This window comes from Pontixanthobacter aquaemixtae, from assembly GCF_009827395.1.
Taxonomy (GTDB): domain Bacteria; phylum Pseudomonadota; class Alphaproteobacteria; order Sphingomonadales; family Sphingomonadaceae; genus Pontixanthobacter; species Pontixanthobacter aquaemixtae.
Genome location: NZ_WTYX01000002.1, coordinates 884,845 through 904,976, shown reverse-complemented (window position 1 = coordinate 904,976; position 20,132 = coordinate 884,845). Strand labels below are relative to the sequence as shown.

Sequence of the window (20,132 nt, the reverse complement as noted above, 5' to 3'; positions counted from 1 at the left end):
TTTCTCGGGCCCCGCACCTTTGGCAAGGGCCGCGAGAAAGAGAAGTGCTACGAGGGCGTATTGGACTTCAAGCCTGTTCGTCCAGAAAAGCTCGAATATCTGCAGAGGTTCCTCCTAGGCGGCGACAGACTCCGCCGGATCAGCGACAAGATGCCCTTCGAGCGGCGTCACGTGACCATCTTCGAAGCCGGCTGTTTCACGTCCAACGCGATTGAGTTCGCCATGGACACGGAACAGATTGCTGGAAACACCAATAGCCTGGCTTTCGGCTTCGACAAGCCGCATCAGGGCCTTCTGCCCGGTCGACAACTGGACCGAAGGGTTTTGACGCGCAACAAGCATTGCCTGTTTCAGCTTTGCACAAGCGACAAGCAATTCATCTGACAGGCCTTCGGCCTCGCGGATCAGTTTGCGGATATTTTGAGCATCGCTCTGGATTGTGTTGGTCATAATTTGTGCCCTTGCTTTGACGGGCCTCAAATCAATAGGACCGTCCGGTTTCGTCTACGCGGACCTCGGCTTTGCCTTCGATGGCCGCACTCAAACTCAAAGAGGCCGTAACAACCAGAACAACCATAGCGATCACGCCGAAAGCTATTCCGACCATTGCGGCAAGCCTGTACAAGACAGCATTGTCGCCATCGAGTTTGGATGGGACGACCACTGGTTCCCGGGGTTCTCGCCAAGGCGCATCGATGAGGACGTGATGCGAATCGGAAAGAATGATCTCACCAGGGTCGACCCGATCCCGTTGATCGGGGAAATCCGGCTGATCGGGCAGCTGAGAATTTCTGTATAGAGAATTTCTATAGGGCTCTTCAGTCGATGAACTCCGGGTGTTCTCATAGTCCGGGGTCGCGCGATAAAGCTCGACCAGTTCCCCCATGCTTTCGACTTCGAACTTGTCCTTCAGCGCGCGGATATGTTGATTGATCCGCGCATCGGATACCCCCATTTCGGCAGCGATAACTTTGATCGGAACGCGCCGATCGATCCGCTCCAGCACGTCTCGCTGGCGGTCAGTTATCGAAGGCGCGGTCGCAACAGTCATGGGTGGATCATGTCCCTCATCGAGGCCTTAATAAATCATTGTTTGGCGAGACGCAACGAATCGAAGCATAGTTAGGTCCAGACTGGCTGCTTTTACCTATTCGCCCGAGGCGCCCAGAGACGAAAGGTAGCGCTTTACATTGCGAGCCGCCTGGCGAAGCCGTTGTTCATTTTCCACCATTGCGATCCGGACAAATCCTTCGCCCATTTCACCATAGCCAACGCCCGGCGCGACCGCGACTTCTGCGTGGGTTAACAGTTGTTTGGAAAATTCGAGGCTGCCCATGTCTTTCAAAGCAGGCGGCAAAGGGGCCCAGGCGAACATCGATGCAGGCGGTGGCGGAATATCCCAACCGGCGCGCGCAAATGATTCGACCATGACATCGCGGCGCTTCTGGTAGAGAGCGCGATTGGTTTCGACGATATCTTGCGGACCATTGAGCGCCGCGCAGGCGGCTGCCTGTATCGGTGTGAATGCCCCATAGTCGAGATAGGATTTCACCCGCGTCATCGCGGCGATCAGTTCCTTATTGCCGACTGCAAAACCCATCCGCCATCCGGCCATCGAGTAGGTTTTCGACATAGAGGTGAATTCAACCGCCACGTCCTTGGCCCCCGGCACTTGCATAATCGAAGGCGTCGGATTGCCGTCATAATAGAGTTCCGAATAGGCGAGATCGGAAAGGATCCAGACCTCGTTCTCTTTGGCCCATGCCACCAGCCGTTCGTAAAACGCCAGATCAACCACTTCTGCGGTCGGGTTGGAAGGGAAATTGACCACCAGCACGCTGGGACGAGGGACGGTGAATGCCATCGCATTCTCCAGCGCCCGCCAATATTCCTCATCCGGCGTTGTCGGAACCGCGCGAATCGTCGCCCCCGCGATAATGAATCCGAATGTGTGGATCGGATAGGACGGATTCGGTGCCAATATGACATCGCCGGGCGCGGTGATCGCATTGGCAAGGCTGGCCAGCCCTTCCTTGGATCCCATCGTCACGACGATTTCGGTTTCAGGATCGAGATCGACACCAAAACGGCGCCCGTAATAATTCGCCTTGGCTTTCCGCAGGCCGGGAATACCCTTGGACTGCGAATAGCCGTGCGCGTCGGATTTCTGCGCCACTTCGCACAATTTATCGATGACATGCTGCGGTGGCGGTTGGTCGGGGTTACCCATCCCCAGATCGATAATGTCGCGCCCTTCCTTCCGCGCCGCCGCGCGCATCGCATTCACTTCTGCAATCACGTAAGGCGGCAGTCGTTTCATGCGGTAGAAGTCGGTGTTCATTTTCGATCCTGAAAATTCGTATTCAACGGGAGATTGTAACGGTTGTGACCTAATCACGTCTCAGGTGCAATTGCCGATCATCTTCGCTATTGTGAAGATGTAATTTTAAACCCCAAGCCGGGACCAAAGCCAGATGAGTGACAAGAGCGATCCGACCGACCTGTTTGGTGATGCCGTCCAAAAGCAAACCGAGATGATGCAGCAATTGTTCGGTCAGTTTATGCCTGGCGGACAAGGCATGGCATCGCCGATGATGGGGTCGCCCATGCTGGGCACAGCAATGGCCGGCATGTTCAACCCGTCAACGCTTGGCGCAATAACACAGCCGCAAGACTTTCAGGAATGGGCCGAAATCAGCGGCAAGCTGCAAAAGATGTGGCTCGATTTTCAGAACGAACAAAAACTCTCCGGCGAAGCGCCCATTGCGGTCGTTGATCCAATGCAGTGGATCAGCGTGATGCATGATTGGTCCCAACAAATGCCGCTGACAGAGCCCGCCAAGCAAAAGGCGCTGTGGGAAGACAGCTTGCAATTATGGCAAACGGTGCTCGGCAGATATGGCATCGGGCCCGATGCTATGAGCGAGGAAGACAAGGATCTGCCGCGGCAGGATCGCCGTTTCGCTGATCGCCGCTGGAGCGATCAGCCCGCCTTTGCGCTGATCCACCAGACATATCTGCTGGTTGCCGAGCACCTCAATGCAATGGTGGACGAGGTGCCCGGACTTGACAACGCCAAGCGCGAGCAGCTGCGCTTCGCAACGCAAGCGATGATCGACGCCAGCAGCCCGGCCAATTTCGCCATGACCAATCCGATCGTTCTGGAACGGACGATGGAAGCCAAAGGCGAAAATCTGGTCAAAGGTATGGAGCACCTGATCACCGACCTGAAAAAGGGACAGCTGACCCATACCGATCCCGATGCTTTCACATTGGGAGAGAACATTGCCGCCACGCCCGGCAAAGTGGTGCACGAAACCCCGCTCTATCAGCTGATCCAGTACACCCCGACCACGGATAAGGTACTGGAAACACCGCTGGTGATTTTCCCGCCATGGATCAATCGCTTCTACATTCTCGATCTGAATCCCAAGAACAGCTTCATCCGCTGGGCGGTGGAACAGGGCGTGACAACTTTTGTGGTTAGCTGGAAATCGGCTGACGAAAGCATGAAAGATGTGGTGTGGGATGACTACATCCTCGCGCAAATAGACGCGATCGAGCATATCCGCACCCGGCTTAAAGTCCCGTCAGTCCATACGATCGGATATTGCGTTGCTGGAACCACGCTGGCCGCGACGCTGGCGATCCTGCACCGCCGCGGTCAGGAAGATATGGTCAAAAGCGCGACTTTGTTCACCGCTCAGGTCGATTTCGGCAAAGCGGGCGAGCTGCTGCACTTCATCGATGACCAACAGCTGGATGGAATGAAAACGCTCACACCCAAGGGCTATCTGGACGGCCGGTATATGGCCGCTGCTTTCAATCTGTTGCGCGGCAATGGGCTCATCTGGAACTATTGGGTCAATCACTATCTGCTGGGCGAAGACTATCCCGCATTCGACCTGCTCCACTGGAACGGCGATGTGACCAATTTGCCCGCGCAATGGCATCAAGACTATCTGAGAGACCTTTACCGGGACAACAAGCTGGTCCAGCCCGATAATCTGGCTGCAGACAATACTCCGATCGATCTCACCAAAGTTAAAACGCCCACCTATGTTCAAGCCGGCAAGGAAGATCATATCGCGCCTGCCGAAAGCGTGTGGGAAGTTACCAAGCACTTCAATGGCCCGCTGCGCTTTGTGCTTGCCGGATCGGGCCATATTGCCGGCGTGGTGAATCCACCCAGTTCAGGCAAATACCAATATTGGACCAATGACAAAGCCGTTTCCTCGCTCGAGGAATTCAAGCAGGGCGCAACCGAAACACCGGGAAGCTGGTGGCCCGATTGGATCGAGTGGCTGGAGAGCCTGGATAGTGCGAAAGTACCCGCGAAAGGCAAAAGAAAGCCGGGCGGGCGCGGAGACAAAGTGCTCGAAGACGCGCCAGGAAGCTACGTTAAAACCAGATAAAACAGATACTTGCAACGTTATGTTGCACTGCACAAAAAACACTTGACTTCGAAGTTGCAATGCCTATTTTGTGCACTGCAACAAAAGGGTGCTGCACCCGCGAAGTTAAGAGGTTTGATCATGGCTACCAATGCTAGCAAAATCGATGCTGCTGCTGAGAAGGCATATGCCGAAGCGGCTGCCAAGAAAGCTGCAACAGACAAGGCGGCTGAAGCGGACAAAGCTTCGCTGACCAAAGAAGCTCCGGCAAAAGAAGCCGTAGCAAAGAAAGCTGTCAAAGCCCCGGCGAAGAAAAAGCCTGCGGCCAAGAAAGCTGTCGCGAAGAAAGCCCCGGCCAAAAAGAAGGCCGCGCCAAAGAAAGCAGCGCCGAAGAAAGTGACTGCCAAGAAAACTGCCACGAAGAAGGCCCCTGCGAAGCGCCCCGCGAAACGCAAAACCGCCGTCTCCAAACCAACCACGAAATCTACTGCAAAGGACACTATCATGACCAAAGCAAAAGCAAAAACCACCGACTACGCAGCTCAAGTCAAAGAAGGCTTCGCCGATCTGCAAGAGCGCGCCAAGACTGCTTATGACAAAGGCACCGAGTTTGCTTCCGAAATGGGCGAATTCAACAAAGCCAATGCCGAAGCTGTTGTCGAAGCTGGCAAGATCCTCGCCGCCGGCGTGCAGGACATGGGCAAAGCCTATGTTGCTGACGTGAAGGAAGCTGTCGAAGTCGCAACTGCCGACGTCAAAGAGGTTGCTGCTGTGAAATCACCTTCGGAATTCGTTGAACTGCAAGGCAAGATTGCCCGTCGTAACGTCGACGCGACTGTTGCCGCTGTTTCGAAGAACACCGAAGCATGGGTCAAGCTCGCTAACGACGCTTTCGCACCGCTTTCGAGCCGCGCCAGCGTTGCAATGGACAAGATCCGCAAGGCTGCTTGAGCCTAGCGCTTAAAACCTTTCGTTCTCTGCCGGTTTCTCTCCCTCCTTTTCCGGCGAGACTAAGAAACGGGCCGGGCGGCAATGCCGTCTGGCCCGTTTTTCTTTGCGGGGCACCGCCCGTTTCAACAGCGTTAAGACTTATGCTGCAATCAGTCGCTAATCCCTCTTGCGAAGGGCGCAATGCTTCCGATATTAAGGCCTCAATGACACCTTACCGCATCCCCGCAACCCTGCCGACGGATCCTCTCCTCGCCGCAGCCGGATCATCTTCCGACGATGGCGATGAATCGGGCAGCGATAGCGAAACCGGCGTCGCGACCAAGACCAAGGCGAAAACGAAGAAGCCGAGCCAGTACAAAGTGCTGCTGCTGAACGATGATTACACACCGATGGAATTTGTGGTGGTGATCCTGAAGCGTTTCTTCCGCATGGATATGGAACAGGCCACGCGGGTCATGCTGCATGTTCACCAGAAAGGCGTCGGCGTTTGCGGCATTTTTTCCTACGAAGTGGCCGAAACAAAGGTCAATCAGGTGATGGATTTCGCCAAGGAAAACCAGCACCCGCTGCAATGCACGCTTGAAAAAGCTTAAGGCGCCCCGGGGCAAGCTGTTTCGGTGACACACAACAATACATGACCCGCACGGTTTTTCGCGCTAGGGCGGTCAGAACGTCCACTAGATCGAGCGAAATCGCGTAAGCGTGTTCAAATTCATTCCAGCAATCGACCGTTATATTTTTAAATTGGTCATCGTCCCGATGCTGGGCGTGTTCGCGCTTGCCGCGTCGCTGTTGTTGCTCGAGAAAATGCTGCGCTTGTTCGATTTCGTCGCGACCGAAGGCGGACCGGTCGGCATCGTTTTCAAAATGCTGGCCAGCCTGTTTCCCGAATATGCAAGTCTGGCGATCCCGCTGGGCCTATTGCTGGGTGTGCTGTTGGCGTTCCGCAAACTTGCAACGTCGAGCGAGCTCGACATTTTCCGTGCGGTCGGGCTGAGCTACACCCGGTTGCTGCGCATTCCCTTCATTTTGACCGGTGTTTTGATGGCCGCGAATGTGGCGCTGGTATTCTATGTCCAGCCGGTTGCGCGTTACACTTACGCCCAGCTTGAATATCAGCTGCGCTCGGGTGCACTTGGCGCATCGATCAAAGTTGGCGAATTCACCACGCTGAAGGACCGGATGGCGCTCCGGATCGAAGAAAGCGCGGATCAGGGCCGCCAGCTCAAAGGCATTTTCGCAAGGGTCGCCAATACCAAGGGAGAGGTCCTCTCGATCTCTGCGCGCGAAGGCAATTTCCTCGCCACCAAAGACAGTCCAGACACAATCATTCTGCGTTTGACCGATGGGACGATTGTTCAGGATACCGGCGGGGACACGCAAACCCCGCGCGTGCTCAGCTTTACCCGGCACGATCTGCCGATCGACCTACCCAAGATCGAGGAATTTCGCGGGCGCGGTGACGCGGAACGCGAATATATTCTTCCTGAATTGCTGCGGATCGGATGGTCTGCAGAAACCACCGAAACCAAGCGCGATGCCAGCCAGGCCAGTTTCAACTACCGCTTGGTCGAAGTGGTCATGATGATCATGATGCCGCTGCTCGCTGTGGCTCTGGCGATCCCGCCCAAGAGATCGACATCCGCGCTCGGGGTGTTTGTCGCGATCGTGATGGTCGTCTCCTATCACAAGGTAAACCAATATGGGGAGGATGTTGCCGCTCTCGGCAGGATCGACCCGATAATCGCCTTGTGGGGACCGTTTGTGGTGTTCGCAGCGATCATCCTGTGGATGTATTACCGCGTGGCCTTTGTTCCCGGCGGACAGGCGATCGGCGCTCTCGAAACCGCCGCTTCCAAAATTGGCAAGCGCGTGTCGAAGATTTTCGGCCGCAAGAAACGCGGCCTTGAAACAGCGCCGGCGGAATAGGGAGAGAGCAATTGATGCAATTCGACTTCTTCCCGTCGCGCTCGCTGACCCTTTATCTCGCGAAGCTGTTTATCACGCGCATTCTCGCGATGTTGGTGATGCTGGTTATCGTCCTGATGGCGCTCGACCTGCTGAGCCGGACCGGTGAAATTCTGGCGGTTCCCGGAAACGGTCAGGGTGAATTGCTGACTTATATCGGCTTAAGAGTGCCGCAGCTGATTGCACGCTTCCTTCCCTATTCGGTGTTGCTGGCTACGCTGATCACTTTGGTCACTCTCAACCAGAACAGCGAAGTCGTGGCGATGAAGGCAGCGGGGCTTTCCGCGCATCAGGTGCTGGCGCCATTGCTGCTGACAGCAGCCCTCGTCTCGGTGGCAAATTTTGCATTCAACGAGCGGGTGGTAACACGCGCCACCGCTACACTCAAAGCATGGCAAGCCAACGACTATGGGCCAATCCCGGCCGACCCGGGGGTGCGCAGCAATGTCTACTTGACCGACGGCGCCAATATCCTGACCGCGACCACGCTCACCGGCAAAGGCAGCAACACCCGTATGGAGGGTGTTACCTGGTACAGCCGCGATCCGAACGGAATGATTTCCGAACAATTGCGTGCGGAAAGCGCAAGCTTTGCCAATCCGGGATGGAAGCTCTCCAATGTCGAACAATTCGATGTGTCAGCCGCCGATACACGAACGGTTGAAAGCCTCGTGGTCGGCAAAGGTTTGACTATCGCGCAGATCGAGATGGAAAGCGTGGATCCCGAAACGCAGGACTTTTTCGAATTGTCGCGATCGATCGATGCTTATGAAGCGATCGGACGGCGCACAACCGAGCTTCGCGCCAAGTGGTGGCACAAAATTTCCGGCCCGCTATCCGCCTTTCTTATGCCCTTGCTGGGCGCAGTTGCCGCATTCGGTCTCGCACGGTCAGGCCAGTTGTTCGTCCGCGCGATCATCGGCATGGCGCTGGGCTTTGCCTATTTCGTGGTCGATAATGCCGCGCTGGCGATGGGCAGCTTTGGCGGATATCCCCCGCTGCTTGCCGCATGGGCCCCGTTCTTCCTGTTCCTGCTTATCGGTGAGACGGTCCTGATCCGGACAGAGGAATGAGCGATTGGTCGCTGCGTCTTGCCCGGCGCGAAGACGCGGAGAGCTTCCACGCGGTGGAGGATGACGCGGCAAGCCTTCTGCGCGAGGAACCCTCGCTTACGGGCATACCGGTACCGCCTTCGACCAGCGCAGCCGAATATCGAGCAATGATCGCCAAGGGTTATTGTTTGACCGCCACAGCGGACTCAGAAGTTGTCGGCTTCGCCGCCTGCGGTCCGGTGGGCCGGGAACTTCATCTAAACGAGATCAGCGTCGCGCGGAGCCAGCAGGGCAAAGGGATCGGCGCGGGCTTATTGGAAGCGTTGGCGGTCGACGCAAGAAATAACGGCTTTCACGCGATCACGCTCAACACGTACCGGGACATTCCTTGGAATGCGCCATTTTATGCCCGGCATGGCTTTGTCGAAGTTGAGAATTTCGAAGGTCGCACGCATCTGGCGGAATCGCTGGAAGCTGCAGTTGCGCTGGGTATGCCGCGCGAACGCCGGTGCGCGATGATACGGTTTCTGGATCAGCTCAGCGCATGATCATCGTGCTTCGCGCGATCCGGCCGACCAGATGCCACATGCCCGGATGGTTCGCGCCATCGATGGTCGAACCCGAACCAAGATGTCTGGTCAGCCGCCGATGCGCCTCTGGCAATGAATGATAAGGGATGCTTGGCATCAGATGGTGCAGCGCATGATAACGCAGGCCGACAGGCGCCCAAACCTCTGCCATCAGGCCCGGCGGCGGTACATTGACCGAGTCAAGATATTGCGCAGTAACACTCATCGGTTCGCCATCATTTTCCCATAGATGTGCGACCAAAGTGCGCAGCTGATTGAGCACCGCAACGAGAGAGAACACAGCCAGAGCAACCAAAATGGGTTTCCACCCGAGCACAAACACGCTGGCGATCAGCACCCATGCCCACAGCATACCGAACAGCTCTTGCCAAAAAACGCGCGGTTTCATGTCGCCTTCCGGCGGCCGGCGGCGAAAATCGGGATTGATCGAGAGCGAAGAGGCCCGCTGCCATAGTAGATTGCGGACCGGCGGGATGATCGCACCAAGCGGGACCAGCACGCCAAAGCGGAGCACCAAAGCCGGAGGTGCCAACAACGCAATCAATACGAATACCGGAAGCGACCACGGCTTCATCAGCGCAAGCGGCAGATATTCGGGGTCTTCGATGGTGCCATATTGGGTGCGCTTGTGGTGCAGCGTGTGCACCCCTTCATACATAAAGGATGGTGTCAGCATCGGGATACCCACCAACGCGTTCCACGCCAGGCGAAACCCGGGCAAGGCATTGCGATGAATATGGGCCAGCTCGTGGTTGAACAAAAGCGCGCGGTAAAGCGTCAAAACCGCGACCAACCCCAACGCTATCGCCAAGGGAACGCCAGGAGCCAGAATGGCACCGGCGAGCGCGGCATAGCCGACCCCGGCCGACAGCAACAGATCGGTCCAATAAACCGAAGGCTTGGCCTCCGAAATATCCTTGGTCAGATCGCGCGCCGCGCGCAGCATGTCCTTGTCATCCGCGATCTTGGCTGGCTTCGCGGCGGCTGCGACCGCTTCTATCGTGTTCTCGACGTTCATAATCGTGTTCCGGTGCGGGCTTTACCGCAGAAATGGCGCCAGCGACAGCCCCAACCCGTTTGCTCCTGCCAGGGGCAGGCCAGTGGGCGCTCGCTTGACAAAGGCGTTACTGCACAGAAAGGGCTTACCCAAGCTGAACAGCAATGCCGGAATTGATGCAAAGAGGTGTGATTGTGCCTGATGACCAGATAGTGATTACCCCTGTCGTCAGCAAGGCTGACCGCAAAGCCTTTGTCGATCTGGGGATGCGTTTCGCCGCCAGCACACCTCACAGCGTCCCGCAATTACGCGGCGAGATGCTGGAGCTTATCGATCCGGCCAAAAACCCGTTCTTCGAACATGCCCGCGTCGCGCTGTTCATCGCGCACCGTACGGGACGGCCCGTTGGCCGTATCTCCGCACAGATCGATGAATTGGCTCTCAAACTTCCAGCCAAGCAAGGCATGGGTCCCGGAACCGGCATGTTCGGCTATTTCGATGCCGAGGACGAAACTGTGGGCCGCGCGCTGCTGGACAAGGCCGAAGATTGGCTCCGCAGCGAAGGAATGACGCGTGTCCTCGGCCCGATATCGATGTCGATCTGGGAAGAGCCCGGCCTGCTCACTTTCGGGCATGACCATTCGCCGACAATTATGATGGGTCACCATCCTGCGCATTATCAGGGCTGGATCGAAAATTACGGCTACTCGGCGGCCAAACGCCTGCTGACTTATCACCTCGACACGTCGAAGGAATTTTCCCCGCTAATCCAGCGCATCGTCAAATCGGGGGAACGCAATCCGAAAATCGTGATGCGCGGCGCTGACAAGAATAATTTCGCCAGCGAAGTCCGCATCATTCTGGATATTCTCAACGATGCGTGGTCGGACAATTGGGGTTTCGTGCCCTTCACAGACCGCGAAATCGCCTATGCCGCGAAGAAGCTCAAACCGCTTGTCCATTCGGAAATTGTCCGCATTGTCGAACTCGAAGGCGTTCCATCCGCCTTCATGATCACGCTGCCCGATGTGAACAAAGTGCTGAAAGAGATAGACGGCAAATTGCTCCCCTTCGGTTGGTTCAAACTGCTCAGATGGTCCAAAAACCCGGTGGATAGCGACATGCGCGTCCCGCTGATGGGAGTGCTGAAAAAACATCACAATTCACGGTTGGCAAGTCAGCTGGCTTTCATGATGATCGACGGTATCCGCCGCGATGCGCATGCAAAATTCAATACCCAGCGAGCAGAAGTCGGCTGGATCCTGGACGACAATCAGGGGATGGTCGCGATCGCCGAAGCTATCGAAAGCACCATCAACCGCGAATATCTAATCTATGAAAAGCCATTGCTGGATTGAACGGCTCTAAGCCTGATCGGATCACCGGCCCAATTCAAGCTGAAGTCTTGTGAAAATTTGCAAACCGTCCTCGCTACAATTTGAAAGGCTCCTGCCCCTATTCGGGGTCAGGAGCCTCTCGGGATCGTATCACCAGCCGATAGGACGGAGGGGGGGTCTTGGCCGGTGATATAGAGAAAATGCCCGGCATGTGATGCGGTTCCCAACATAATCGAGAAAAACGCCATTTTTGACATATATTTTTGATTTATAGACGTTTTTTCTTTTTCCCATTATACCGTTCTTTGCTTTGACGAGTGCCCGCACCCGACATATACCCTGTGAAAGAATACATGGCGGAACCACCGCCATGCCGAGTACCGCCGCCTAATTGAAATTTTCTAGGATGCTTACACATGTCGCTGGGACAAAAAATTGCTGCAAACCTGCCTTTTCTTCGCCGATATGCGCGCGCATTGACCGGTTCGCAGGCCTCGGGCGACGCATATGTTCGCGCGACATTGGAAGCGGCCATCGCCGATCAGGACTTGAAGAACAGCCTCGAGGAAGGCCGCGTGCCGCTCTACCGCGCATTCAACAAGCTATGGGCAAGTGCCTATACTGAAGCTGATAATCGCCAGGCGGGCTCCACTCGCCAGGAAACTGTCGCGCATAGCAAGCTAAGCAAAGTCACACCGCTCAACCGGCAGGCCTTGCTGCTGACCTCGCTCGAGAATTTTAGCGTTTCGGAAGCTGCCACAATCATGGATATTCCGGCTGCGGATGTAGAAAGCCTGATAGGAGAGGCAATTGCGAAAATCGAAGCCGAAGCGTCCACCACTGTTCTGATTATCGAAGACGAACCACTTATTTCAATGCAGCTGGAAGATCTTGTGACTTCGCTGGGTCACGAGGTTTGCGGCACCGCAGCCACGCGGACGCAAGCAAAGGAGCTGGCCAGCGAAACCCGGCCCGGCCTTGTTCTTGCCGACATCCAGCTGGCAGACGGGTCTTCGGGTCTGGATGCGGCGGATGACATTCTTGCCATGGGCGACGTCCCCGTCATCTTCATCACCGCCTACCCTGAAAGACTGCTGACCGGCGACCGGCTGGAACCGACATATCTGGTAACCAAGCCGTTTCAGGAATCGACGGTCCGTACCGTGATCAGCCAAGCTTTGTTCATGAACGAGGGCGCGATCAAAGCCTGATAGGATTTGACCGCACGGCCCGGTTATTTTCTATTCTGTGCTGCGCGGATCGCGAACTCGCTGGGCTTTCTCAGTGGCACGATCACAGTGCATTGGACACCCGATGGATCGAAACGAAGGTCGACCGGATTGCTCAGCTCATGCGCGACAATCTTTTCGATCAAATTTGTGCCAAACCCTGCCGATCGCTGTTGCGGAACCGGAGGACCACCGGATTCTAGCCAAGTGATCTTGGCAAGCTCGTCGCTGAGCAGCTCCCATTTGACACTGACATTTCCGCCTGGTTGGCTCAGCGCACCATATTTCGCGGCATTTGTGGCCAGTTCATGGATAGCCAATCCCAACGAGAGTGCATCGTTGGGTGCCAATTCAACATCCGGTCCGCTCATTTCCAGCAAACGGTCGGAATGCTTGGCGTAAGGCGCCATTTCTGCTTCCACCAGCGATCGGATCGGCGTGGTTCCCCATTCCGATTGCGTCAACAAGTCATGCGTTGCCGACAGAGCCCGGATGCGCCCGTCGAGAGCATCGGCGAAACCTTCAAGCGAATCCGTCCTGCGCCGGGTTAGAGCGATGATCGAAAGCACATTGGCCAGCGTATTCTTGACGCGGTGGTTGAGCTCCCGCGTCAAAACATTGCGGATCGAGTTCTGTTCTTCTAACCAGTTTAGCGATGCGCGATCTTCAATCACCTGACGCGTAAGCAGGCGCGCGACCACAATCAGCAATACGGCAACCAAGGCGCCAAACAGCAGGGTCAGCAGCGACAGTTTGGAAAGAGTGTTCCCGCGCGCTGACTCCACTTCCAGAACAAAGTCATGCCCGGCTACGGTCACCGGCTCAGTCACCGTCAGACCAGTCTTTTGCGCTGGCGGAAGCTCAGCCAGCAGGCGTTCGGGCGTGACATCTTGATCATAGAGTCGCAGCCCCTTCTCACCGCGGGTTTCCAGCTCGAGGGCAGAGGAAAGGAATTCGGCCGCATTGAACGGGCTATAGATAAACCCCTTGAGCCGGCGCGGTGAGCGGCCGTCCTGGAAGACCGGCATGTACATGATAAAGCCGGGATCGGATCCGACACCCTCTTGCCGCAAGACCAACCGCCCGGATGCTATCGGCCCCGATATCCGTACAGACGCATCCATCGCTTCCCTACGGACAGGCTCGGAATACATGTCATAGCCGATAGCGCGGCGGTTTCGTTCAGTGTCTGGTCGCAGATAAGTGACAGGGACGATCTGGGACTGGTCACTGCTTGGCACCGGAAACACCGATATCGACTGCCCTTCGGCCAAACCATAGGCCTCTTCAAAAGCGCCCAGATCATCTGGCCTGACGCGCGCGGCCCAACCGATACCCTCCGCCCCGCGATAGTCGGAATCGACCCGCAGATTGCTGACGAAACGGTTGAATTGCGGCCGCGACACTTCCGCCACCGAACTGAAAAAAGCGGCTCCTGCGCGCAAATAGGATGCGGTGGTTCCGCCGCGCCGTTCCAATGCTGAGGCAACCGCCTGCGCGCGTTCGCGCAGTTCGGCGTTCTCCCGCTGGTGCTCGCCATTCTCGATCGCAAAAACACCCAGTCCGGTAATCGCTGCAATGAGCAGGAAAATCGCCACCGGGACTGCGCGCGGGTGGTCAACCAGCAGCAGGCGGGCGCGGCGTTCGCTGGGCGCTTGTTGTGCCAATCTGTCCACCTCGCCATTAAAAAGGTGCAGGAACATTCCTGCATTCATTCATCGTAGCCTGTTGCCACCGCTCATCCACGCCCTAAAAATGGGAACAAAGAAGCGCACGCTTCGTTCCCCTTTTTAACAACGCACGCTAACGCTATACGCCGTTCCGGCGCAAAGTAGTGCGAAGATTTTTGGCAGAAAGGCCATACCGATCGATGACGGCTGACAAAGCTCCGGCAAATGACAAGGATACGGCCGCCAAGGCTGGAACCAAAAACGCGAAATCCGAACCGGCATGGGCCAACGGATTGCGCGAGATTTATGATTCTGTAGTCGACGAACCGCTGCCCGACAGCTTTGCAGATTTGCTGGCCAAGCTAGACGATCCTTCCTGATGGCCAAGCAAGAGCGGACGGCCGCCGAAAAGGCCGATTTCAAGCGCCAGCTGACCGAGGTGGTACCGCATCTGCGTGCGTTTGCGCGCGGTTTGTGTGGCAGACCCGATGTTGCCGATGATCTTGTGCAGGAGACCATGCTCAAAGCCTGGGCCGCGCAGGATCGTTTCGAGCTTGGAACATCGATGCGGGCATGGACATTTGTGATCCTGCGGAACGCATACCTTACCGATATGCGCCGCAACCGGTTTCGCGGCGAGTATGATGAAGGTGTCGCAGAGCGTGTTCTGACTGCCCCTGCCGGCCAAGAAGAACCGATCCACCTATCCGATATGCACCGTGCGCTTCTGACACTTCCGCCCGAGCGGCGCGAAGCGTTGCTGTTGGTTGGTGCGGGCGGATTTTCCTACGAGGAAGCAGCCAACATTTGCGGCTGCGCGGTGGGCACGATCAAAAGCCGCGTTGGCCGCGCGCGCGCGGCGCTCACCTCGATGCTCGAAGATGGCGACATCCCCCAGCGTTCAACCGACGATGAGCGGGCCCATCGCGCAATCTTGGAAGAGCTCGACGATGTTGCCGCAGGCAAAGGAGTTACCGCAAAAGCATAGAGTTACAGCTCTTTTCAGTGATTTTGCGCACTTAGCTTGCCCAATCAGCCGAATGGCACCACAAAGAGATCAATGATCGCGGAACCACCAGAGTCAGGGCAAGAATCCACCCAGCCCAGCCGGAGAATGGCCTTTGCCCAGCAGGAATTGCGGCTGATCTCTGCACTTGTATTGCTCATCGGCCTTGGCCTGTTTCTCGCCTTGCCTTTTGTTCTATCTATCGGGTCCGTGGTGTTTCTTCCGGTTACCACGGCGATCATACTTACAATTATTCTCTCGCCATTGGCTGACAAGCTTGCCGGCTGGGGTGTACCCAACATCCTTGCATCGTTCATTGCCTTGCTCGCCTTCTTCGCAATTCTGATTCTGGCGCTGGCGCTGATCCTGCAGCCCGCCACCGCTTTGTTCGACAGCCTTCCCCAGATGTTTGAAACGGCGGGCGAACGCTTTTCTGAACTGCAGGCAGAATTCGCATGGATCGCGATGGCCAATGAACGGATTTCGGACTTGATGGGGCAATCGGGCGCTAGCGAAGTGGTCTTGGCTGGCCCCTCGGTTATCGAGCAGCTTGCCCTCGCCACTCCCAGCTTGCTGCTGGAAACACTTCTCACGCTGCTGATGGCATTCTTCATGATCGAGGCGCGCGTCCGGCTGCGGCGGCATCTGCTGTTCGACCGTGCTTCATCCTATGGCACCAGCATCAAGGCGGCGCGCGTGCTTCGCGAAGTGCAAGACCGCGTTGCCGCCTATATTCTGACCGTTGCCTGGATAAATGGCTGCGTCGGAATCGTGGTTGCGCTGGGTGCGTGGATGCTGGGTGTGGAAGCGCCGGTCATGTGGGGCGGCCTCGCCGCACTGCTCAATTTCCTGCCCTATATCGGCCCGTTGATCATGACAGCCGTACTGGCACTTTTCGGGATCGGAACGGCAGAGACATTGCTGTTGGGACTTATCCCGGCAGCGGCCTATCTTGCGCTGCACACGGTCGAATCCAACGTGATCACACCATCAATTCTCGGCGCGCGGTTCACCATGAACCCGGTCATGATACTGATTGCGCTGAGTTATTTCTCTTGGATCTGGGGCGTGTTCGGCGCGCTATTGTCTATCCCGATCTTGCTGATGCTGACCGCATTTTTCGACCATGTCGGCAAACCCAATCTGGTCGGATTCATATTTGGCGAACCGCTTTTCGCGACAAATCTGATGGGGCTTGGTTCCGAAGACAGCGCAGCGGATCACTCCGCCTGAGGCGCAAAGGAAAAAGCCCACCCCACTCGATGCAGGGCGGGCTTCAATTCCCGTAAATGACGGGCAGCCTTACGCGTCAGCAAACTTCCACGTGGTGCCGCGCGCCAGATTTTCCGAAGCGAAAGCCAGGTTCAGTTTGGAACTCAGCACTGCTTCAAGATAAGCCGGACGCTTGTTCTGGTGATCTAGATAATAAGCGTGCTCCCACACATCGATGGTCAGCAGCGGATTGAAATCGCTGTCCGCCAGAGTGTCGCCATCATGCGTTTCCTCGATGGAAAGCTTGCCGTCTTTCTCTGCGAGCCACACCCAGCCGCTGGCGAAATGGCCCAGACCGCGCGCTGCAAGTTGTTCTTTCAAGCCATCGAGCGAACCGAATGCATCGTTGATCATCGATGTCAGCTCATCAGACGCGCTGGTGCTTTCCGCCGCCATCGAATGCCAATAGAACGCGTGGTTCCAGCTTTGCGCAGCGTTGTTGAACAGCCCTTGGTCGGTACCGCGCGACGCCGCGATGATGTCTTCCAGTGAAGCATCTGCGTGATCAGTGCCTTCGATCGCGCCATTCATCTTGTCGATATAGGCCTGGTGATGCTTGCCGTGGTGAAACGACAATGTTTCGGCCGAAACAGCCGGATCAAGCGCAGTATCTGCATAGGGCAGAGCGGGTAGTGTGAAAGCCATAATTTTTCCCTCTGTTGTGGGTTAGAATCGGTTGGTTGCTTCTTTAACGCATAGCAGCCGAAAGCGTTGCATAATTTTCCCAATCACTGTGTTTCGCCGCGATCTACCGTCGCGGTGACCGCCACATTCATCGTCACATTGGCCAGCGTGCGCATGATATCAGGAAGCATTTCCACCGCGACCAACAAGGCCAGCGGCTCCACCGGAACTCCCATTGCATAAGCAATCGGGCCGATGGAAACCACAAAGCTGATCGATCCAGGCAAACTGACCGAGCCTACGCTGATGATGAAAGCAACAGCGATCCCTGCGATCAGCAACGCTGGGGTCAGCGACACGCCGGCCAAAGTCGCGACATAGATCACCACCGCTATATTCATGGCCGGGCTGGTGGCGCGGAAGATAGCCACCGCAAGCGGCAGAACGAAATCGGCGGTAGCGTCACGAATTCCCAATCTCTTCGCACTGGCCAGCATTGCCGGCAGACTGGCGAGCGAACTTTGCGTCGAAATTGCCACAGCCTGCGAAGGGACCATTTCACGCGCAAATTGCAGCGGCGATTTTCGTCCGCCGATTACCGCCAGAAAATAGGCCCCCATCAGCACCAATGCGCCCATTGCCGATACCGCAAAAATGTAATGCGCCAAGGTTGCAAAGGCCCCGCCGCCGCTACGCGCCGCCACGCCGACAGCCAGCGCAAACACCCCGACCGGGGCAAGCCACAAGACCCAGCCGATAATGGTGAGCATTGCATTGGCAAGCGCGTGGAAGAAACTGATGAGCGTCCTTTTCTGCACTTCGGGCAAACGGGCTATGGCGACTGCAAGCAAGGCGAAGAAAATGGTCAACGGCAACATCGCCGTTTCTGCCGCAGCGGCGATCAGGTTCGGCGCGATCAGCGATTCAAGGAATTGCCAGATCTCGGGGACCTGCTGTTTTTCAACTTCATCGGCGACAAGCATTGCAGAGGCAGCGTCGGGGATCGGAAACGCGGCCAGCAACATGGGCATGAAGATCGCCGTAACCACACCGCTCAACACCAGAACAGCAAAAACCAGCAGCAGCATGCGCCGTGCGGTTGCGCCCGCCCTGGCGGCTTGCGCCATTTGCGAAATGCCCAGAAGCAGCAGCGCCGCGACAAGCGGTATGATCGTCATCTGCAAACCGCGCAGCCACAATGTGCCGACCAGATTGACCGGTTTGGCAACCGATTCCAGAAATGCTGTGTCAGCCAGCAAAAGGCCGGTGGTGAGGCCCGCGATCAACCCACCAAATGTCCACCAGACGGGCAGCTTGATAGTGACCAGCTCTAGCGGCTCATGCGCAGTGTCATTCAACTGATTGCCCCTGTTTACCAGATTTGACTGCGAATTAGCGTCGCGGCCCTTCACAAGCCCGCGTAATCGCGCCAGAAGCCTGTGGCAAATCTCAGGGGCAAGAATCTCAATTATGGCACGCAAGTTTTTCGGTACTGATGGCATCAGGGGACGCACCAATCAGGGCGTGATGACGGCGGATATCGCAATGCGCGTTGGCCAGGCAGCCGGGCGGCATTTCATGCGCGGCGACCACCGGCACCGCGTGGTGATTGGCAAGGATACGCGGCTGTCAGGCTATATGATGGAAAGCGCATTGGTGGCTGGCTTTACCAGTGTCGGCATGGATGTGATCATGACCGGACCGTTGCCAACACCCGCAATTGCACTGCTGACCAAAGAGATGCGCGCTGACATGGGCGTGATGATTTCAGCAAGCCACAACCGTTATGAAGATAACGGGATCAAGCTGTTCGGCCCCGACGGGTTCAAATTGTCCGACGAGGACGAGCTTGCAATTGAAGCCGCCATCGAGGGCAAGCAGGAATTGGCCCCTGCCCCCGGGATCGGTCGCGCCCGCCGGATCGACGATGCGCAGGGCCGCTATATCCACGCGGTCAAACAGTCGGTTTCCGACGAAACGCGGTTTGACGATCTGAAAGTGGTGGTCGATTGCGCCAATGGCGCGGCCTATCAGGTTGCGCCCTCCGCTATCTGGGAACTGGGCGCAGAAGTGATTGCATTGGGCGTGTCCCCCAATGGTACCAACATCAATGACGGCGTCGGATCCACATCGCTTGATGCGCTCAAAGCCAAAGTCGTCGAGGAGAAGGCTGATATCGGGATCGCGCTGGATGGCGACGCGGACCGGTTGATCGTGATCGACGAGAAAGGCCAGACGGTCGATGGCGACCAGATCATGGCGCTGATCGCCACCCGCATGGCGGAAAAGGGGGAGCTAACCGGTGGCGGTCTGGTCGCAACGGTGATGTCAAATCTCGGGCTTGAACGTTATCTGGAATCGATCGGCCTGACGCTGGAACGCGCGAAAGTGGGTGACCGGCATGTGCTGGAGAAAATGCGCGAGGGCGGATTCAATGTCGGCGGCGAACAGTCGGGCCATATTATTCTGCTCGATTATGCAACGACAGGCGATGGCACGACCGCCGCTTTGCGCGTTCTTGCGGGTCTGGTCCGATCGGGCAAGAAAGCCAGCGAGTTGATGCATCTGTTCGACCCGGTGCCGCAATTGCTGAAAAATGTTCGCTATCAAGGCGGCGCGCCGCTGGAGAATGAAACAGTCAAAGCGGTTATTGCGGAAGCGGAGCGAGAGCTCGCCGGGAACGGCCGGTTGGTGATCCGCGCTTCGGGAACCGAGCCGGTGATCCGCGTGATGGCCGAAGGCGATGACGAAGCGCAGGTCGAAAACATCGTCGACCGGATCTGCGACGCTGTAAAAGAGGCGGCATAATGCTGGAAATGCGCCCCGATTGCGAACGGTGCGGCGCCGATACGCCCGCCCATGCGCCCGGTGCGTTTATCTGCAGCTTCGAATGCACATTCTGTGCGGAATGCGCCGATGATCTTGACGATATCTGCTCCAATTGCGGCGGCGAGCTGATGGACCGGCCTACGCGCTCAAAGGCCTTGCAACAGAAATATCCGGCGAGCACCGAACGGAAATTCAAGGCATGAACCGATAGGA

At 56.7% G+C, this 20,132-nt stretch carries 21 protein-coding genes; 13 read left to right on the top strand and 8 right to left on the bottom strand.

The genetic code is table 11. The annotated features are described in order from the left end of the window. Window positions 1-114: 114 nt before the first annotated feature. From GRI41_RS13385 to GRI41_RS13375, 3 genes are all read right to left on the bottom strand, one after another. A complete protein-coding gene (locus GRI41_RS13385; protein ID WP_160605639.1) occupies window positions 115-450 on the bottom strand; it encodes a hypothetical protein in 336 nt (111 codons plus the stop codon). 31 nt (window positions 451-481) lie between these two features. Then, window positions 482-1,051, bottom strand: coding sequence for a helix-turn-helix transcriptional regulator (locus tag GRI41_RS13380; protein WP_160605638.1), 570 nt, complete (start codon window positions 1,049-1,051; stop codon window positions 482-484). A 96-nt stretch (window positions 1,052-1,147) separates the two neighbouring features. Then, window positions 1,148-2,341, bottom strand: a complete 1,194-nt coding sequence (locus GRI41_RS13375; protein ID WP_160605636.1) for an LL-diaminopimelate aminotransferase — start codon at window positions 2,339-2,341, stop codon at window positions 1,148-1,150. A 133-nt stretch (window positions 2,342-2,474) separates the two neighbouring features. On the opposite strand from GRI41_RS13375, the gene GRI41_RS13370 reads away from it, so the two are divergent. After that, window positions 2,475-4,415, top strand: coding sequence for a PHA/PHB synthase family protein (locus GRI41_RS13370; RefSeq protein ID WP_160605634.1), 1,941 nt, complete (start codon window positions 2,475-2,477; stop codon window positions 4,413-4,415). Between the two features lie 17 nt (window positions 4,416-4,432). Here GRI41_RS13370 and GRI41_RS14365 read toward each other — a convergent pair whose 3' ends face one another. Beyond that, window positions 4,433-4,900 (bottom strand): hypothetical protein, encoded by a 468-nt coding sequence (locus tag GRI41_RS14365; protein WP_235901240.1) that lies wholly within the window; start codon window positions 4,898-4,900, stop codon window positions 4,433-4,435. On the opposite strand from GRI41_RS14365, the gene GRI41_RS14360 reads away from it, so the two are divergent. From GRI41_RS14360 to GRI41_RS13345, 5 genes are all read left to right on the top strand, one after another. Next, complete coding sequence (locus GRI41_RS14360; RefSeq protein ID WP_235901239.1) at window positions 4,899-5,345, top strand: phasin family protein; 447 nt, start codon at window positions 4,899-4,901, stop codon at window positions 5,343-5,345. The two genes, GRI41_RS14365 and GRI41_RS14360, sit on opposite strands and share 2 nt — an antisense overlap. A 203-nt stretch (window positions 5,346-5,548) precedes the next feature. Further along, the gene (gene clpS / locus GRI41_RS13360) at window positions 5,549-5,938 is read left to right on the top strand and encodes an ATP-dependent Clp protease adapter ClpS (RefSeq protein ID WP_235901238.1); all 390 of its coding nucleotides are present in this window, start codon (window positions 5,549-5,551) and stop codon (window positions 5,936-5,938) included. Window positions 5,939-6,047: 109 nt separating this feature from the next. Next, complete coding sequence (locus GRI41_RS13355; protein WP_160605630.1) at window positions 6,048-7,274, top strand: LptF/LptG family permease; 1,227 nt, start codon at window positions 6,048-6,050, stop codon at window positions 7,272-7,274. A gap of 14 nt (window positions 7,275-7,288) precedes the next feature. Continuing rightward, window positions 7,289-8,386 (top strand): LPS export ABC transporter permease LptG, encoded by a 1,098-nt coding sequence (lptG, locus tag GRI41_RS13350; RefSeq protein WP_160605628.1) that lies wholly within the window; start codon window positions 7,289-7,291, stop codon window positions 8,384-8,386. Continuing rightward, complete coding sequence (locus GRI41_RS13345; protein WP_160605626.1) at window positions 8,383-8,913, top strand: GNAT family N-acetyltransferase; 531 nt, start codon at window positions 8,383-8,385, stop codon at window positions 8,911-8,913. Before lptG ends, GRI41_RS13345 begins: the two co-directional genes overlap by 4 nt. Here the strand turns inward: GRI41_RS13345 and GRI41_RS13340 are convergent. Further along, window positions 8,903-9,973 carry a fatty acid desaturase family protein gene (locus tag GRI41_RS13340; RefSeq protein ID WP_160605624.1) on the bottom strand — a complete coding sequence of 357 codons (1,071 nt, stop codon included), beginning with the start codon at window positions 9,971-9,973 and terminating at the stop codon, window positions 8,903-8,905. The two genes, GRI41_RS13345 and GRI41_RS13340, sit on opposite strands and share 11 nt — an antisense overlap. Before the next feature lie 155 nt (window positions 9,974-10,128). On the opposite strand from GRI41_RS13340, the gene GRI41_RS13335 reads away from it, so the two are divergent. Both GRI41_RS13335 and GRI41_RS13330 read left to right on the top strand, forming a co-directional pair. Further along, a complete protein-coding gene (locus GRI41_RS13335; protein ID WP_160605622.1) occupies window positions 10,129-11,310 on the top strand; it encodes a GNAT family N-acetyltransferase in 1,182 nt (393 codons plus the stop codon). A gap of 395 nt (window positions 11,311-11,705) precedes the next feature. After that, window positions 11,706-12,500: a response regulator gene (locus tag GRI41_RS13330; protein WP_160605620.1), complete on the top strand. Its 795-nt coding sequence runs from the start codon at window positions 11,706-11,708 to the stop codon at window positions 12,498-12,500. A gap of 23 nt (window positions 12,501-12,523) precedes the next feature. Here the strand turns inward: GRI41_RS13330 and GRI41_RS13325 are convergent, their stop codons facing one another. Continuing rightward, window positions 12,524-14,185: a CHASE domain-containing protein gene (locus tag GRI41_RS13325; protein WP_235901237.1), complete on the bottom strand. Its 1,662-nt coding sequence runs from the start codon at window positions 14,183-14,185 to the stop codon at window positions 12,524-12,526. 203 nt (window positions 14,186-14,388) lie between these two features. Here GRI41_RS13325 and GRI41_RS13320 point away from each other — a divergent pair, with 203 nt between their 5' ends. The 3 genes from GRI41_RS13320 (at window position 14,389) to GRI41_RS13310 (ending at window position 16,427) form a co-directional block, all read left to right on the top strand. Beyond that, the gene (locus GRI41_RS13320) at window positions 14,389-14,568 is read left to right on the top strand and encodes a NepR family anti-sigma factor (protein WP_160605616.1); all 180 of its coding nucleotides are present in this window, start codon (window positions 14,389-14,391) and stop codon (window positions 14,566-14,568) included. Continuing rightward, window positions 14,568-15,176, top strand: coding sequence for a sigma-70 family RNA polymerase sigma factor (locus GRI41_RS13315; protein WP_160605614.1), 609 nt, complete (start codon window positions 14,568-14,570; stop codon window positions 15,174-15,176). The genes GRI41_RS13320 and GRI41_RS13315 overlap by 1 nt, the downstream gene beginning before the upstream one ends. Before the next feature lie 72 nt (window positions 15,177-15,248). Then, window positions 15,249-16,427, top strand: coding sequence for an AI-2E family transporter (locus tag GRI41_RS13310; protein ID WP_160605612.1), 1,179 nt, complete (start codon window positions 15,249-15,251; stop codon window positions 16,425-16,427). A 69-nt stretch (window positions 16,428-16,496) separates the two neighbouring features. On the opposite strand, the gene GRI41_RS13305 is transcribed toward GRI41_RS13310, so the two are convergent. Together GRI41_RS13305 and GRI41_RS13300 are read right to left on the bottom strand one after the other, a co-directional pair. After that, the gene (locus GRI41_RS13305) at window positions 16,497-17,111 is read right to left on the bottom strand and encodes a superoxide dismutase (protein WP_160605610.1); all 615 of its coding nucleotides are present in this window, start codon (window positions 17,109-17,111) and stop codon (window positions 16,497-16,499) included. Between the two features lie 83 nt (window positions 17,112-17,194). Beyond that, a complete protein-coding gene (locus GRI41_RS13300) occupies window positions 17,195-18,448 on the bottom strand; it encodes a dicarboxylate/amino acid:cation symporter (protein WP_235901236.1) in 1,254 nt (417 codons plus the stop codon). Window positions 18,449-18,560: 112 nt separating this feature from the next. Here GRI41_RS13300 and glmM point away from each other — a divergent pair, with 112 nt between their 5' ends. Both glmM and GRI41_RS13290 read left to right on the top strand, forming a co-directional pair. Next, entirely contained in the window at window positions 18,561-19,898 is a 1,338-nt protein-coding gene (gene glmM, locus GRI41_RS13295; RefSeq protein WP_160605606.1) for a phosphoglucosamine mutase, read from the top strand. After that, window positions 19,898-20,122 carry a DUF1272 domain-containing protein gene (locus tag GRI41_RS13290; protein WP_160605604.1) on the top strand — a complete coding sequence of 75 codons (225 nt, stop codon included), beginning with the start codon at window positions 19,898-19,900 and terminating at the stop codon, window positions 20,120-20,122. Before glmM ends, GRI41_RS13290 begins: the two co-directional genes overlap by 1 nt. The last annotated feature ends 10 nt before the right edge of the window (window positions 20,123-20,132 follow it).